Annotated in this window: 16 protein-coding genes; 12 read left to right on the forward strand and 4 right to left on the reverse strand. The window is 65.0% G+C overall.

Translation table 11 applies throughout. The annotated features are described in order from the left end of the window. Positions 1-333 precede the first annotated feature (333 nt). From J3U95_RS19160 to J3U95_RS19170, 3 genes are all read left to right on the forward strand, one after another. Positions 334-612 carry a PAAR domain-containing protein gene (locus J3U95_RS19160; protein WP_208280260.1) on the forward strand — a complete coding sequence of 93 codons (279 nt, stop codon included), beginning with the start codon at positions 334-336 and terminating at the stop codon, positions 610-612. A gap of 263 nt (positions 613-875) precedes the next feature. Beyond that, on the forward strand, positions 876-1,133 hold the full coding sequence (locus tag J3U95_RS19165; RefSeq protein WP_208280261.1) for a complex I 30 kDa subunit family protein: 258 nt from the start codon (positions 876-878) through the stop codon (positions 1,131-1,133). Between the two features lie 26 nt (positions 1,134-1,159). Next, positions 1,160-1,642, forward strand: a complete 483-nt coding sequence (locus tag J3U95_RS19170) for a hypothetical protein (RefSeq protein WP_208280262.1) — start codon at positions 1,160-1,162, stop codon at positions 1,640-1,642. Here the strand turns inward: J3U95_RS19170 and J3U95_RS19175 are convergent, their stop codons facing one another. From J3U95_RS19175 to J3U95_RS19185, 3 genes are read right to left on the reverse strand one after another with little or no spacing between them, the layout of a single operon-like run. After that, a complete protein-coding gene (locus J3U95_RS19175; RefSeq protein ID WP_208280263.1) occupies positions 1,643-2,455 on the reverse strand; it encodes an ABC transporter ATP-binding protein in 813 nt (270 codons plus the stop codon). 15 nt (positions 2,456-2,470) lie between these two features. After that, positions 2,471-3,394: a nitrate ABC transporter permease gene (gene ntrB, locus J3U95_RS19180; RefSeq protein ID WP_208280264.1), complete on the reverse strand. Its 924-nt coding sequence runs from the start codon at positions 3,392-3,394 to the stop codon at positions 2,471-2,473. Positions 3,395-3,423: 29 nt separating this feature from the next. Continuing rightward, the gene (locus J3U95_RS19185; protein ID WP_208280265.1) at positions 3,424-4,593 is read right to left on the reverse strand and encodes a CmpA/NrtA family ABC transporter substrate-binding protein; all 1,170 of its coding nucleotides are present in this window, start codon (positions 4,591-4,593) and stop codon (positions 3,424-3,426) included. A 799-nt stretch (positions 4,594-5,392) separates the two neighbouring features. Here J3U95_RS19185 and J3U95_RS19190 point away from each other — a divergent pair. The 5 genes from J3U95_RS19190 (at position 5,393) to J3U95_RS19210 (ending at position 9,681) form a co-directional block, all read left to right on the forward strand. After that, on the forward strand, positions 5,393-5,587 hold the full coding sequence (locus J3U95_RS19190) for a hypothetical protein (RefSeq protein ID WP_123068704.1): 195 nt from the start codon (positions 5,393-5,395) through the stop codon (positions 5,585-5,587). Between the two features lie 91 nt (positions 5,588-5,678). Continuing rightward, positions 5,679-6,005: a hypothetical protein gene (locus J3U95_RS19195; protein WP_208280266.1), complete on the forward strand. Its 327-nt coding sequence runs from the start codon at positions 5,679-5,681 to the stop codon at positions 6,003-6,005. Positions 6,006-6,158: 153 nt separating this feature from the next. Beyond that, positions 6,159-6,899: an ABC transporter ATP-binding protein gene (locus J3U95_RS19200; RefSeq protein ID WP_208280267.1), complete on the forward strand. Its 741-nt coding sequence runs from the start codon at positions 6,159-6,161 to the stop codon at positions 6,897-6,899. Beyond that, positions 6,896-8,332: a DUF3526 domain-containing protein gene (locus J3U95_RS19205; protein WP_208280268.1), complete on the forward strand. Its 1,437-nt coding sequence runs from the start codon at positions 6,896-6,898 to the stop codon at positions 8,330-8,332. The genes J3U95_RS19200 and J3U95_RS19205 overlap by 4 nt, the downstream gene beginning before the upstream one ends. Beyond that, positions 8,329-9,681: a DUF3526 domain-containing protein gene (locus J3U95_RS19210; protein WP_208280269.1), complete on the forward strand. Its 1,353-nt coding sequence runs from the start codon at positions 8,329-8,331 to the stop codon at positions 9,679-9,681. Before J3U95_RS19205 ends, J3U95_RS19210 begins: the two co-directional genes overlap by 4 nt. A gap of 61 nt (positions 9,682-9,742) precedes the next feature. Here the strand turns inward: J3U95_RS19210 and J3U95_RS19215 are convergent, their stop codons facing one another. Next, positions 9,743-11,494, reverse strand: a complete 1,752-nt coding sequence (locus tag J3U95_RS19215) for a methyl-accepting chemotaxis protein (protein ID WP_208280270.1) — start codon at positions 11,492-11,494, stop codon at positions 9,743-9,745. A 266-nt stretch (positions 11,495-11,760) separates the two neighbouring features. On the opposite strand from J3U95_RS19215, the gene J3U95_RS19220 reads away from it, so the two are divergent. The 4 genes from J3U95_RS19220 to J3U95_RS19235 all read left to right on the forward strand — a co-directional run bounded on the left by J3U95_RS19220 (position 11,761) and on the right by J3U95_RS19235 (position 15,667). Continuing rightward, positions 11,761-13,161 (forward strand): L-cystine transporter, encoded by a 1,401-nt coding sequence (locus J3U95_RS19220; RefSeq protein WP_208280271.1) that lies wholly within the window; start codon positions 11,761-11,763, stop codon positions 13,159-13,161. 96 nt (positions 13,162-13,257) lie between these two features. Continuing rightward, complete coding sequence (locus tag J3U95_RS19225; protein ID WP_208280272.1) at positions 13,258-14,022, forward strand: histidine phosphatase family protein; 765 nt, start codon at positions 13,258-13,260, stop codon at positions 14,020-14,022. A gap of 9 nt (positions 14,023-14,031) precedes the next feature. Continuing rightward, complete coding sequence (locus J3U95_RS19230; protein ID WP_208280273.1) at positions 14,032-15,027, forward strand: NAD(P)H-hydrate dehydratase; 996 nt, start codon at positions 14,032-14,034, stop codon at positions 15,025-15,027. Positions 15,028-15,292: 265 nt separating this feature from the next. Continuing rightward, positions 15,293-15,667: a hypothetical protein gene (locus tag J3U95_RS19235; protein WP_208280274.1), complete on the forward strand. Its 375-nt coding sequence runs from the start codon at positions 15,293-15,295 to the stop codon at positions 15,665-15,667. Positions 15,668-15,724: the final 57 nt, after the last annotated feature.

Genomic DNA, 15,724 nt, shown 5'->3' on the forward strand with positions numbered 1-15,724 from the left:
TGGCGCCGCGTACCTGGAAGCTTGCTGCCAACCAGTTCGCCATCATGTTCGGCGAACGCTTCACGAACGCGATTAATTAACTACGAAATTCTGGCCCCGCACACAGAATTTCTGACAGGTCCGCGGCTGTTGCGAATCTTGCAGATCGCTCATACAGATTGATTCAAACGCATGATCACATCCATCACATTAAGAGCTCAATCCGGTTCAACTACAACTCGCTGAGCCAGCAAGAAAGCACATAGAACTGCCGTGGGAGGGCATTCATGAGGCAGTCGAACTCATGACGGACTGCCCAATCTATTGAAGTCACCGATTCCACTGGGGAGCCAAATGTCTTTGAAGATCATTACAGTCGGAGACAAAACCGATCACGGCGGCACAGTGATTAGCGGTTCACCCAAGCACGACATCAGGGGAAGAGCGATCGCCCGGCTGGGTGACAAAGTAGACTGCCCGCTGCCCTACCCCGGTGGCAAACCGCACGGTGTCAACAAAATCATTACTGCCCACGACACATTGACAATCGACGGGGTGCCCGTTGCGGTCGAGGGATGCATGACGGAATGCGGGTGCAAGCTGATCGGCAGCTTGCCTGCAACGGTCGGTTGATGACCTTGCGAGGTGTTGACTTGTCGACCGAAGACTAGCAGCGTAACGTAGCGCCCCTGCAGGCCAAGCGTAGACATGGCCAACTCCTCATGTGACGTACTTGTGATGCGACTCCCGATAAGCTACTATTCCTTCCCCTCGGCTTAGCGCCGGTCCGAGCCCAGCACGGCCCACCTAGATTCAGTAGAAACGTCAGCCTCCGGGCTGGCGTTTTCGTTTTCAGCTTATCCTTGCCTCCTCACTCGCTCAACGACGACCGCACCATGACCTACGAAGACTTTCTCGATGAAGTAACGACCCTCCTCACCGAAATCTACAACCTCGACGACGAAGCCGCGATCAAGCTGGTGGTCGATGCGCAGGCCAACGACTACTTCGTCACCCACGACGACAAGGAAGAACTGCGCACGGTCGCCCAGGCCAAGCGCGACGCCGTGGCGCTGTACGAAGCCAAGCAGAACCGCAACCAGACGCAGCGCAAACAGCAGCAGCGCCAGGTGCAGAAAAAGAAAACCTCTTGAGCCAGGCCTGAGCTGGAGGAACACGCATGACGATGGACTTCGCCGAGCGCATGACCGTCGATGGCACCGCCTATTCGATCGACACCTTTGCGCTCGAGCCGTATCGCAAGTCACTGCCTTCACCGCCCCGCTTCAAGCCGTGGCCCGGCTGCTCGAACGGCTATTACGGCACCTGGGAAATCCGGGAATGCGGCGCTGAGCGCGTCTTGTTCCTAACCGGTTTCAACCCGCAAATCGGTTTTTCGCTGCTCTTCCCGGATACCGCATTACCACTGGCCGCTACCTGGTTCAGCGGCATCATCCGCGGCTGGCACGGCGAGCGCCGCCGTACTGGCTACCTGCCTCGGGATATCTACCCGGACGAGATCTACGTCGAGATCGCCGCCGGCAAGGTCGTGCGCGAATGGCTGCTCGACCTGCGCGCGGTGCCAGACCAGACCGAGGAAGAATGGCGCCAGTCGGTACCTTCCTTCCTGTGGAAGTTCTATCCGCGACCGGCGCCTGGCTAGCTACGCCGCTTCCGCCGCCGGATGCGCCTGCTTGCGGTACAGGAACTCGAGCACTGCCTTGCGATGCTCGGTATAGCGCGCATCCTGCGCCAACGCGACCCGATCACGCGGCCGCTCCAGTTCCACTTCGACGATTTCGCCGATGGTCGCCGCCGGCCCATTGGTCAGCATGACGATCCGGTCCGACAGCAACACCGCCTCATCCACATCGTGCGTCACCATCACGACAGTCGATTTGGTCGCAGCCACGATCTTGAGCAGCTCGTCCTGCAAATGCGCCCGCGTCAACGCATCGAGCGCGCCAAACGGCTCATCCATCAACAACACCTTCGGCTCCATCGCCAGCGCCCGAGCGATGCCGACGCGCTGCTTCATGCCGCCCGAAATCTCGTGCGGCCGTTTTCCCTCCGCGCTCGACAACCCCACCAACGCAAGCGCGGCGAGCGTACGCTCACGCAGCTGAGCCCGCGTCTCGGCGCCGCCAAACACCCGCTCGACCCCGAGATGGATATTCTCGTAGCACGTCAACCACGGCAGCAGCGAATGATTCTGAAACACCACCGCCCGCTCCGGCGACGGTCCCGCGATCTCTCGATTCGCGCACAGCAGCACGCCCGCCGTCGGCTTCAACAAGCCGGCGATCAGGTTCAGCAAGGTCGACTTGCCGCAGCCCGAGTGCCCAATCAGCGTAATGAACTCCCCCTTGCGCACCGCAAGATCGATCCCCTGCAACGCCTGGAACACGCCCTTCTTCGTATGAAACGCCATCTCCACGCCAGTGATGTCGATGAATTTGCTTTGAAGGTCATCCATGATCGCACTCCTCAATCAGTTAGCCACTTGTTCGTGCGTCAGCGCCCGTGCCAGCGCCACCAGCGCCTGCTCGAGCAGCAGCCCCACCACGCCAATCACGACGATGGCGATGATGATGTTCGCCACATTCAGGTTGTTCCACTCGTCCCACACCCAGAAGCCGATGCCGACGCCGCCGGTCAGCATCTCGGCCGCCACGATCACCAGCCATGCGGTGCCGATGGCGAGGCGCACGCCGGTCAGGATGTACGGCAGCGCCGAAGGCAGCAGGATCTTGGTCAGGATCTTCCACTCCGACAGGTTCAGCACGCGCGCCACGTTCATGTAATCCTGCGGCACGCGCTGCACGCCAACGGCCGTGTTGATGATCATCGGCCAGATCGAGCAGATGAAGATCGACCAGATCGCCGCCGGATCGGCCGACTTGAACACCAGCAGGCCGATCGGCAGCCAGGCCAGCGGCGACACGGGTTTCAACAGGCTGATGATCGGACCGAACATGCCGCTCACGAAACGAACCCGCCCGATGATGAAGCCGAGCGGAATGCCAACCAGCGCCGCCAGCCCGAAGCCCACCGCTACCCGCTTGAGCGAGGCCAGCACGTTCCAGCCGATGCCCTGATCGTTCGGGCTATTGTGGTAGAACGGATCGGCGAACAGCTTGAGCGCCTCCTGGAATGTCGCCAGCGGCGACGGGAAGGTCTCGTTGCGGGTCGCGATCAGCTGCCACACCAGCACCACGAAGGCGATACCCACCAACGGCGGCAGGACCGCCTTCACCGCCCTTGCGAACGGCTGCGTGCCGCGCACGACGGGCGCCGGCTTGCGCGCGGGAGGCGCGGCACTGGCGGCAGGCGCATCGACGGCAAGCGGCAACGTGACGACGTTGGCGCCGCCGGCGTGCGGCGCATGGCGTTCGGATTTCAGGATAGCGTTCATGGCATTCCCCTATTCAGACAAGATGAAAGTCAGACCCGGACCTTGAACGAGGCGGCATAGGCTTTCGGGTCCTTGCCGTCCCAGACACTGCCGTCCATCAGCTTCGAGCTGCGCATCGGGCTGGAAGGCAGCGGCGCCTTGGCCTGCGTCGCCGCGTCCTTGTACAACGCGACCTGGTTGACCGCGCTGGCCACGGCCAGGTAGTCGGGATCCTGCTTGAGCAGACCCCAGCGGCGATGCTGGGTCATGAACCACATGCCGTCCGACAGATACGGGAAGTTGACCGCGCCGTCGTTATAGAACTTCATGTAGTTCTGGTCGTCCCAGGTCTTGCCGAGGCCGTTCTGGTAGCGGCCCATGATGCGTTGGTCGATCGCGTCCTTGCTGGTGTTGACGTACGATTTGGCGGCGATGACCTCGGCCATCTTGTTCTTGTTGGCCATCGAGGCGTCGATCCAGCGGCTGGCCTCGATGATGGCGGCCATCATGGCGCGGCAGGTGTTCGGGTGCTTCTTCGCGAATTCCAGGGTCGAGCCCAGCACCTTTTCCGGGTGGTCGCGCCAGATGTCCTGGGTCGTGATGGCGGTGATGCCGATGCCGTCCATGATGGCGCGGTGGCCCCACGGTTCGCCGACGCAGAAGCCGTCCATATTCCCGACCCGCATATTCGCCACCATCTGCGGCGGCGGCACCGTGATGACTTTCGCTTCCTTCATCGGGTTGATGCCGTTGGCCGCCAGCCAGTAATAAAGCCACATCGCGTGGGTGCCGGTCGGGAAGGTCTGGGCGAAGGTAAATTCGCGTTTTTCGGCGCGCATCACCTTGGCCAGCGACTGGCCGTCCACCGCGCCCTTGGTCGCCAGCTGCTTCGAGAGCGTGATCGCCTGGCCGTTGTTGTTCAGGCCCATCAGCACCGCCATGTCCTTGCGCTGTCCGCCGATGCCCATCTGGACGCCATACAGCAGCCCGTACAGCACGTGGGCCGCATCCAGGTCGCCGTTGGCCAGCTTGTCGCGCACGCCGGCCCAAGAGGCCTCCTTGCTCAGCACGAACTTCACGCCATACTTCTTGTCGAGGCCCAGGACCGAGGCCATCACCACCGACGCGCAATCGGTCAGGGGAATGAACCCGATCTTGATCTCGGTCTTTTCCGGCTTGTCCGAACCCGCCGCCCATACGCCACCCGTTGCCAGCCCCATCAAGCTTCCTCCCGCTACCAGACCTGCGCCATGAATGACCTTCCTGCGCGTGACATCGACTTCGCCGACATCCGCCGTCGCTACGCTCTTCGCTTCAAGCTTCTGATTTTTCATCGCAATCCCAATGTAGTCAGGCAAAAAAAAAGACGCATACCCGGCATGAACGTATTCATGTCCCGGTAGACGTCGTTGTCTTGGTGGGCGCTGCCCTCGTTGGCGGCGCACGCAGCGCTCCGTTGCGCTGATGATGATTATGCAATCTTCATGCCAGGCAAGCGCACAGAGTGAGCCACCATCCTCCTGCGGCGCTGGCGCACCACACGATGGCGCGAACTGCACACTGCGATTGCGCAGCGCATCATTTTGGACAGGCTGTTGCGTCAGGTCAGAGAAGCTGCAAATACACTCTTCTACTAGCCGGCCCGTCATGCTAGGATGGATTGTTGCTATGTGAAAACATCAGTTGTTTTCAATCGTGCGGCCCTTGTCTATACGTGGCATGCATGTAAAATAAATAACGTCCTGAACGCAGCCAGACTTGAAGGTCTTGTTGCCGCCCCGGGTCCCGAATTCGACGCTTTGTACTGGCATCCGCATGTCACGCATTTACTGTCCGCTCTACCCCAGCCTGCGTTATCCCAACGACGTGGCGGTGCGGCCCAGTTGCCAGTCAGCTCTTCATCCTGCCCAGCGCGCCCCGCGCGCCTGAACGGCAAACCATCTTCGTATTACGCCCGGCTCACGCCGGCCATTCATCATTTATTTGCCGGTCTCATTCGGGACGGCGCTGGAGTTAACCATGAACACCGAACATACCGAACGCCATCACTCTTCGATCCATGCAGCAACCGCGGTCGACCGCAGCAACCCGCGCGCGCCGAAGCGCGGCATCGCCAAGGACATCGTCTCCAGTGGCCGCCGCCTGCGCACCCGCATCGGCGTCATCGCCGCTGCATGCATCGGCCTGACCGCACTGCTGATCGCCTTCGAGTAAGCCCTGCCGTGTACCTTGCCGCATGCGGCCCGGTTGTCGATTCGATGACCGCTGGGCTATACTGCCCCGTATCATCGTCGATCGGGATCGCATGCAGTTCCAGGCCACACGTCAGCACGCACCTTATCGTGCAGCGAGCGCACCCCTGCGCCGGGTGCTGGCCTGCCTGTGCGCGCTGATCCTTGCCCTGCAACTCGTGGGCGCCTCGTTCCACGACCATGACCTGTCCGAACAGCTGTCCGACTGCGTCAGCTGCCAGATCGCTTCCCATTCCACCGCCGACCTTCCAGCGGCATCGCCACAACTGCTGGCGCTCTTCCTTGTCATCGCCTTCGTCCTTGCGCGCCTGCCGCGCCCCGCGCCGGTCGTCCTGCGCCGCTACCTGATTCCTTCCCGCCAGGCGCCTCCGCGCCACTGATCCGTCTTTGAATCCCTCGCGGGCCGCGTCAAACCGACCTGCGGGCGCGCCTGCGCATTCGCGCACGGCGTGCATCCTGCGCGCGCTGCCGCCGGCTTTGATGCTGCGGCTCGCGTGCCGCCTACTGCTCCAGCTTCACCACAAAGGACCACGATGACCAAGACTACCCCAGCCCTCGAGGCGAACGGCATTACCGTCGCCTACCAGTCCGCGCCCGTACTGCGCGACCTGTCCCTGCGCGTCGCGCGCGGCGAGATCTATGCCCTCCTGGGCGGCAACGGCGCCGGCAAGTCGACCACCATGAATACCTTCCTCGGCTTCACGGTTCCCCGCTCCGGCAGCGTGCGCGTGTGCGGCATCGACGTCGCCGCCGACCCGCTGGCGGCGCGCGGCCAACTGGCCTATGTGCCGGAAAACGTCGCCTTGTACGAGCACCTGGACGCGCGCGAGAACATCGAATACTTCCTGCGCCTGGCCGGCAGCAGCTGGACCGACGCCACGATCGACGAGGCCCTGGACGCCGTGCGCCTGGATGCCTCGGCTTGGCGGCGCCGCCTGGGCGGCTACTCGAAAGGCATGCGCCAGAAGGTCGCGATCGCGCTGGCCGTGGCGCGCCAGGTGCCGGTGCTGCTGCTGGACGAACCCACCACCGGCCTCGATCCGCAAGCCACCAGTGAATTCAACGCCCTGCTGCAAGGCCTGCGCGCACGCGGCAGCGCGATCTTCATGGTCACCCACGATTTATTGGGAGCGGCCGAGGTGGCCGACCGCATCGGATTTCTCGAGCGCGGCCATATCAGCCACGAGGTCGCGGCCAGCGGAGAAGAACGCTACGACGTGCGCGACCTGTACCGGAGATATGCGGGAACGAGCCAGGCAAAGGATGCGGCATGAGCGCCACCCTGAGGCAAGCGCTGCCCGCCATCGCCCGCAGCGAATGGCGCGCCATGCTGCGCAACCAGGTGGCGGTGGCCGCCGGCATCCTGATGCTGGCGCTGACCCTGGCCGCGATCCTGGTCAGCCATGAACGCGTGGACGCCGTGAACGCCGAGCGCGCGCGCTTTCAAGACACGGCCGACGAACAGTGGCACAACCAGCCCGACCGTCACCCGCACCGCGTGGTGCACTACGGGCACTACGTGTTCCGTCCACTGAGTCCCCTCGCCTTCTTCGACTTCGGCGTCGATCCGTTCACGGGCAACACGCTGTTCCTCGAAGGCCACCGCCAGAACAGCGCCAACTTCAGCGACGCCGGCCAGTCCTCGGTGCTGCTGCGCTTCGGCCAGCTCACCCCGGCCTTCGTGCTGCAGGTGCTGACGCCCTTGCTGATCGTGTTCCTGGCCTTCGGCAGCGTGGCGCGCGAGCGCGAGCGCGGCCAGTTGCGCCTGCAGATCGTGCAGGGCATCCCCGGCGCGACCCTGTTGCTCGGCAAGCTGGCCGCGCATGCCGGCGTGGCGCTGCTGCTCGGCCTGCCCGCCTTCATCGCGCTGGTCGCGATCGCCCTGCTGCATCCGGCCGTGGCGCCGCAGGCACTGACGATGCTGCTCGGGTATGCGCTCTACCTGCTGCTGTGGGTGGTGGCGGCGGTGCTCGTGTCGAGCAGCCTGCCACGTGCGCGCGATGCCTTGCTGGCCCTGGTGGCCGGCTGGATCGTCACCGCGATCCTGCTGCCTCGCGTGATGCCCGACTTCGCCGCCGGCGACGTCGGCCGGCCGAGCCGCATCGAGACGGAGGTCGCGATCCACGAACGCCTGGCAGCGATCGGCGACAGCCACGATCCCATTGACCCCTATTTCAACGCCTTCCGCGCGCGCACCCTGGAGAAATACGGCGTAGAGCGGGTCGAAGACCTGCCGGTGAACTATGGAGGCCTGCTGATGGCCGAAGGCGAGCGCATGACGAGCCAACTGTTCGACGAATTCATGCGCGCCGACTTCGCGCGCCAGCGCGAAGAGAACGCGATCGTGCACTCTGCCAGCCTGTTCAGCCCCGTGATCGCGCTGCGCCGCATGTCGACCGCGCTGGCCGGCACCAACCTCGACAGCCACGCGCGCTTCCTGGCCGAGGGAGAAAAATACCGCTACGCCTTCGTCCAGTCGCTCAACGGCCTGCACGCCAACGTCGTCTCGCCGCAAGGCGCCGGCGACGAACGTATCGACAAGCACCATTGGGACGACACGCCGCGCTTCGGCTATCCGCCCGCCTCCTATGCCGAGGTAGCCGCCCGCCACGCCTGGCCCGCCTTCGCCGTGTTGGGCGGGTGGTTGCTGGCACTGTTCGGCGCCGGCCATGTGATCGCGAAACGCCTCGAAAGGAAGGCCAAATGAACACGCTGAATTTTGAACTCCGCCAGATCGCGCATTCCAGGCTGGCCGTCGGCGCCATCGTGCTGCTGGCGCTCTTGTGTGCGCTGTCGGTCTGGACCGGCCTGCAGGCCGTGAGCCAGCAGCGCGCCGCGCTCGATCGCATCGCCTCCAGCCACGCGCAGGACTACGCCGCCATCGCCGCCAAGCAGCTCAAGAGTGGCGAAGCCGAAGCCGGTTCGGTCGGCTACTACCTGCCGCACCTGACGGTGAACCCGCCATCGCCGCTGGCCTTCGTGGCCATCGGCCAGCGCGACCTGCAGCCGCAGGCCCTGCGCGTGCGCCTGCTCGGCCTGCACTCCCAACTGTACGAGTCGGAAGCGATCAACCCCGAACTGGCCATGCCTGGCCGCTTCGACTTCGCCTTCGTGCTGGTCTTCCTGGCGCCGCTGTTCGTGATCGCGCTGATGCACGACCTGGTCTCGAGCGAGCGCGAAGCGGGCCGCCTGCGGCTGCTGGCGTCGCTCCCCGCGGCTGCGGCCAACACCTGGCGGCGCAGGGTTGGCTTGCGCTATGGCCTGGTGTGGCTGGCCGCACTGCTGCCGGTGGCCTGCGGCGCGCTGGTGGCCGGCGCCGGGCTGGCGGGCTTCGCGGCGATCGCGCTGGTAGCCACGCTCTATCTCGCCTTCTGGTTCGGCCTTGCCGGCTGGGTGGCCGCGCGCGCCCGCACCTCCAGCAGCAGCGCCGCGATCCTGCTGGCCTGCCTGGTCGGCCTGACGATGATCCTGCCGACCCTGGCCGACGCCGCGATCGCGCGCCTGTCGCCGGTTTCCAAGGGTGTCGAGCTGGCGCTGGCGCAGCGCCAGGCCGTGCACTCGGGCTGGGATATCCCGAAACCGGAGACGTTCGCGAAGTTCTTCATCAGCCATCCCGAATGGAAGGATACGCCGCCGGTCGAGGGGCGCTTCCACTGGAAATGGTATTACGCGATGCACCAGGCGGGCGACGACGCCGTGGCCTCCGACGTCGCCCAATACCGCGCCAGCATGCAGGCGAGGGAAAGCTGGACGGCGCGCGTCGGCCTGGTGCTGGCGTCGGTGAACGTGCAGGTGCTGCTGCACCGGCTGGCCGATACCGATCTGTTGGCGCAGCTCGCCTACCAGGACCGCATCGCGGCGTATCACACGCAGCTGCGGCGCTTCTTCTATCCGTATCTGTTCGAGGAGCGGGCGATGACGCAGGACGATCTGGCGCAGCTGCCGCGCTATGAGCATGTTGCATCGCCGGGCCGCCTGCCAGTGGGGCAGCTGCTGGCGCTGGGTGCGTTGGCGCTGGCGCTGCTGGCGATCGGACTGCGCAAGCTGCGCACGTAGTGGACGAAAAAAAAGCCAACCTTCAGGTTGGCTTTTTCCTTCCGCTGGCGTCAGGCAGGAATCAGAACTCTTCCCAACCGTCGCCGACGTCCGCGGTTTCGGCCTTCTTCGGCTTGGCAGCGGCTTCCGACTTCGGCTGAGCCGGCGCGGCCTTGACCGGCTTGGCCGCAGCGGCAGGTTTCGCCGCCTTTACCGGTGCCTTCGCCACCACCGCCGGCAAGGTCGTGGTCACGCGCGGCGCCGCCGCGCTGGCGCGGCTGGTGCCGGCATTGGTCAGCTTGAACGCGCCCACGGTATGCGCCAGCGCGGTAGCTTCTTCCTGCAGCGAGGCCGCCGCGGCCGACGCTTCTTCCACCAGCGCCGCGTTCTGCGTGGTCACCTGGTCCATCTGGGCCACGGCGCCGTTGATCTGTTCGATGCCGGCGGTCTGTTCCTGGCTGGCGGCGGTGATCTCGGACATGATGTCGGTCACGCGGTTCACGCTCTGCACGATTTCCTGCATCGTGGCGCCGGCGCGTTCGACCAGCTCGGAGCCGTGGTGCACCTTGTCCACCGAGTCGTCGATCAAGAGCTTGATTTCCTTGGCCGCAGCCGCCGAGCGCTGCGCCAGGCTGCGCACCTCGCCCGCCACGACCGCGAAGCCGCGGCCCTGCTCGCCGGCGCGCGCCGCTTCGACTGCGGCGTTCAGCGCCAGGATATTGGTCTGGAAGGCGATGCCGTCGATGACGGCGATGATGTCCACGATGCGGGTCGACGAGGCGTTGATCGCGCCCATGGTCTGCACCACCTGCTCGACCACCGCGCCGCCCTTGCCCGCCACTTCAGAGGCCGAGGTGGCCAGGGCGTTGGCCTGGCGTGCGTTGTCCGCGTTCTGCTTGACGGTCGAGGTCAGCTCTTCCATCGACGATGCGGTTTCTTCCAGCGAACCGGCCTGCTGCTCGGTGCGCGACGACAGGTCCAGGTTGCCGGCCGCGATCTGGCTCGAGGCGGTGGCGATATTGTCGGTGCCGGTGCGGACCTGGCTCACGATCTTCACCAGCGAATCGTTCATGTCCTTCAGCGCCTGCAGCAGGCGGCCGGTCTCGTCCTTCGAGGTCACTTCGATGGTCTGGGTCAGGTCGCCCTGGGCCACGGCGCCGGCGATCGCGACCGCCTGCTCCAGCGGACGCACGATGGCGCGCACCAGCACCCAGCCGACGAAGGCGGCCATGATCAGGCCGAATACCAGGCCGGCCAGGCAGACCGCGCGCACGAGCTCGAAGGTCGATTGCGAGGCCTGGTATTCCTTCAGCGCGGCGTCCTGCTGTTCCTTGACCAGCTTGGCGCCGAGATCGGCCACCGGCAGGTACAGCCTGGTCATCTGGCCGTTGAGCTGGGCCACGGCGCCGGCGTTGTCGCCGGCACGGATCGCGGCCATGGCCGGGCGGATGCCCTGCTCGACGAATACCTTGCGCGCCTCGGTGAATTGCTGGTACAGGGCCTGCTCGCCAGGCGTCATCGGCAGCTGGCGGTAGCTATCGAGGATCTTGCTGATCACCACGATATTCGCATCGACCGACTCGAGCGCGGCATTGCGCAAGCCGACATCTTCCAGATTGACCGCCTTGGCGACGGCCAGCTGGTTGGTGGTGATCAGCTGGGTGACCTGGCCCACCTGGCTCAGGCCGACCAGGCGGTGGTCGTACATCTGCTTGAGTTCGGTATTCGCGACGCCGAGGTTATAGATGCCGATGACCGCGCCGGCGACCAGTTCGACTGCCAGGAAGGCGATGACGAAGATGAGGCGCGACTTGATGCTGAGATGTTTGAACATGATTCGCTGGCCTTAAGCCCATGGATAAAAAATGTGGTATCCATTGGATTATAGAAACATTGTTCCCTTTATGGGAAGCATTGAGTATTTCCTTGCGTTATGACTCATCTTCCGTCGCCGTGCAGCAACAGATACCCGACAAGTCCAGCGGAACGCGATAATCGGCCGTCAATATGCGCTGAAGGCATAAGCAAATGTGACATTAACACTACGGCAAGGCAACTTTGCCGATAGAATGGCGCGATTCCTTGCTTCAACCGAGTGTCATGACCTTCCCCGTCCTCCTTAACCTGACCCTTGCCCTGGCCATCTGTGCACTCCTGTATGGCATGCAGGCGCGCCATGCGTCGTTCACCAAGCGCGTGTTCGCCGGCCTCGGGCTGGGCGTCGTGTTCGGCGCCGGGCTGCAAGCCGTGTATGGCGCCGGCTCGAGCGACATCGTGGCGACCAATGCCTGGCTCGACGTGATCGGCAGCGGCTACGTCAAGCTGCTGCAAATGATCATCATCCCGCTGATCATGGTGTCGATCGTGCAGGCCATCCTCAAGCTGCGCGATGCCGCGTCGCTCGGCAAGATCAGCACCCTCACCATCGGCATCCTGCTCATCACGACCGTGGTCGCGGCCATCATCGGCATCGCGATGGCCAAGCTGTTCGGCCTGTCGGCCGTAGGCCTGACCGCTTCGAGCGCCGAAGTCGCGCGCGGCGAATACCTGCAGGGCAACCTGGCCACGGCGCAGCAACTGTCGCTGCCGTCGCTGCTGCTGTCCTTCATCCCGGCCAATCCCTTCCTCGACATGACGGGCGCGCGCAAGACCTCGACCATCGCGGTGGTGGTGTTCGCAGTCTTCATTGGCATCTCGGCGGTCGGCATCGCCGGCAAGAAGCCGGAAGTGTTCCAGTCCTTCAGCGGCTTCGTGCACGTGGCCCACGTGATCGTGATGCGCATGGTGACCCTGGTGCTGCGCCTGACCCCGTTCGGCGTGTTCGCGCTGATGGCCAAGATGGTGGCCGGCTCCAGCCTGCAGGACATCCTGGGCCTGCTCAATTTCGTGGTCGCCTCGTATGCGGCGCTGGCGCTGATGTTCTGCGTGCACCTGGCGATGGTGGCCGGCGTCGGGCTCAACCCGCTGCGCTACGTGAAGAAGATCTTCCCGGTGCTGGTGTTCGCCTTCACCTCGCGCACCAGCGCCGGCTCGATCCCGATGAGCGTGGCGACCCAGACCGCGCGCCTGGGCACGCCGGAAGGCACGGCCAACTTCGCCGCCTCGTTCGGCGCCACCATCGGCCAGAACGGCTGCGCCGGCATCTATCCGGCGATGCTGGCGGTGATGATCGCGCCGACGGTCGGCATCGATCCGTTCACGGCCGCTTTTCTCTTGCCGCTGCTGGCGATCGTCGCCTTCGGCTCGATCGGCGTGGCCGGGGTCGGCGGCGGCGCCACCTTCGCGGCCCTGATCGTGCTGTCGGCGATGGACTTGCCGGTGGCGCTGGCGGGCCTGTTGATCTCGGTGGAGCCGCTGATCGACATGGGCCGCACGGCGCTCAACGTCAGCGGCTCGATCGCGGCCGGCAGCGTCACCAGCCGGGTGCTGGGCCAGACCGATATGCGGGTGTTCCAGGACGACGCCGACGTCAACCTCGACGGCGAAGAACAGGCCGTGTAAGCACGCGTAAACATTGCCGCAGGCGGCAGCAATCGTGCGCTGACGCCTTGCCGAATCCGTCATGATGACGCCATGTTAACTTTTCGGCGGACGGCGATGGAGCAAAAGTGGCCACAGGAAATCTGGCTGGTCAGGCATGGACAAAGCGCGGGCAACGTCGCGCGTGACCTGGCAGAAGCCGCCGCCGGGCACCGCATCGACATCGCCGATCGCGACGTCGACGTGCCGCTGTCCGAATTGGGCGAGCGCCAGTCCGAAGCCCTCGGCGCCTGGTTCGCCGCCCTGCCACCGCACCAGCGTCCCAATGTGGTGCTGCACTCGCCCTACGTCCGCGCGGCCGAGACGGCCAACATCCTGATGCAGCGCCTGGAGCGCGACGAGCTGCTGTGCGTGCTGTCCGACGAGCGCCTGCGCGAGAAAGAATTCGGCGTGCTCGACCGTCTCACCACGCACGGCATCGCCCACCACTTCCCCGATCTGTACGAGCAGCGCCAGCACGTCGGCAAGTTCTATTTCCGCCCGCCTGGCGGCGAAAGCTGGTGCGACGTCATCCTGCGCCTGCGCAGCGTGATGGACACGCTCGAGCGCGACTTCTGCGGCGAGCGCGTGCTGATCGTCGCGCACCAGGTCACGGTTAACTGCTTCCGCTACCTGTTCGAACACCTGAACGAGGCGCAGATCCTGGACTTCGACCGCGCCGGCGACGTGCCCAACTGCTCGGTCACGTCCTATGAGTTCGACCCCGACAAGGGCAAGCGCGGCGACCTGGCATTGCGCCTGGTGAACTTCGTGGCGCCGCTGGAAGCCACCGGCACGCCGGTGACCGTCGCCAAGGACTTGCCGACCTCGCCCAAGGCTTGACGCCACGCCATGGATTCCAGCAATCAAACCGTGCACGACCTCGACGCCGCCTGCCTGGCCGCATGGCCGCTGCCGCAGCCCCAGGCCGAGGGCGACAAGGAATTGCGCGGCCACGTCCTGGTGCTGGGCGGCTCGCGCGAAATGCCGGGCGCCATCATCCTGGCAGCCACGGCGGCCCTGCGTGCCGGCGCTGGCAAGCTGACCATCGCCACCGGGGCCAGCGTGGCCCAGCTGGTGGCGCTGGCGATGCCCGAGGCGCGCGTGATCGGCCTGGTGGAAAACGACACCGACGGTTTCCACCTCGACGCACTGGGCAGCCTGGATCCGCTGGCCGACAAGGTCGACGCGGTGCTGGTCGGCCCCGGCATGCGCGACGCCCCATGCACCGCGCGCCTGGTGCACGCGCTGCTGCCGCGCCTGATTGATGCCGACGTCGGCCTGGTGCTCGACGCCTGCGCCATGGACGTCATGCTGCACATGCCGCACGACTGGCCCGAGGGCAAGCCTATGCGCTTCGAGCGGCCCGTGATCATGACCCCGCATTGCGGCGAAATGGCGCACCTGACCGGCCTCGAGAAAGAATGCATCGTCGGCGCGCCGGACGCGCCGGCGCTGCAGGCGGCGCGCGACTGGAATGCGGTGATCGCGCTCAAGGGCGCGCGCACGGTGATCGCGGCGCCGGACGGCACGCTGTGGCAACACGAAGGCGCGGGCAATATTGGCCTGGCCATTTCAGGCTCGGGCGACGTCCTGGCCGGCATCATCGCCGGCCTGCTGGCGCGCGGCGCCGCGCCGGAACAGGCTGCCTGCTGGGGCGTGGCATTGCACGCGCGCGCCGGCGACCGCCTGGCAGAGCGCCTTGGCACCTTGGGATATTTGGCGCGAGAAATTTCTATGGAAGTTCCCGCGTTGCTGGAACAGATCGGCCGCGCCGACCACATCAAGCGCAGCGCCGATGACAGGAACATCCGGCCCGTGCCGGGGGACGAACAGCTGGGAGCCTGACGCCCGGCCAAAAAAAACTCTGTAAAAAATGTTACGGAGTTTCGCAAGAGTGCGGTATCTAACGAACCGGTAGCCGGGCATCCAGTCTAATGGGCACAGTTGGATTGAAGTACGCACCGGGGCCGCGTATTGCGTCGGTTCCCTGAGTGTTCCACCCCTGAATTGCAAAGGGGTTGGAACTAACTGGCGCCGTTGACCTTCCAGCGCCTCACCACAATGAGCTGGAAACTTCGGCACGAAGATAGACGTAAACGAGGAGTTAACAATGAATGCAATGACCAAAGCACCAAAAATCCTGCTGACCGCCGCCGTCCTGGCTTCCCTGCTGGGCGCCTGCAAGCGCGACGACGCAGCGACCACCACCACCCCGGCCGACACCTCGGCGACCATGCCAAGCAGCACCTCGGGCGCCACCGGCACCACGGGTGACGTGGGCACCGGCGCAACCGGCACCGGCACCACCGGCACCGGCACCACCGACATGGGCACCAGTGGCACCACCGGCGCAACCGGCACCGCCGGCGACACCAGCGGCGCAACGGGCACCACCGGCACCGGCACCGCGGAAGGCGCCACCGGCACCACCACCACCGATCCGGCGACCACCACCACGCCGCCGACCGGCACCACCGGCCAGTAATCGACTGGGACATCCACCGAACGACGCCCTGCTCGCGGGGCGCGCTCGGGGCAGCGT

Origin of the sequence: Massilia oculi (genome assembly GCF_017582745.1) — a bacterium.
In the GTDB taxonomy this organism is placed as follows: domain Bacteria; phylum Pseudomonadota; class Gammaproteobacteria; order Burkholderiales; family Burkholderiaceae_D; genus Telluria; species Telluria oculi_A.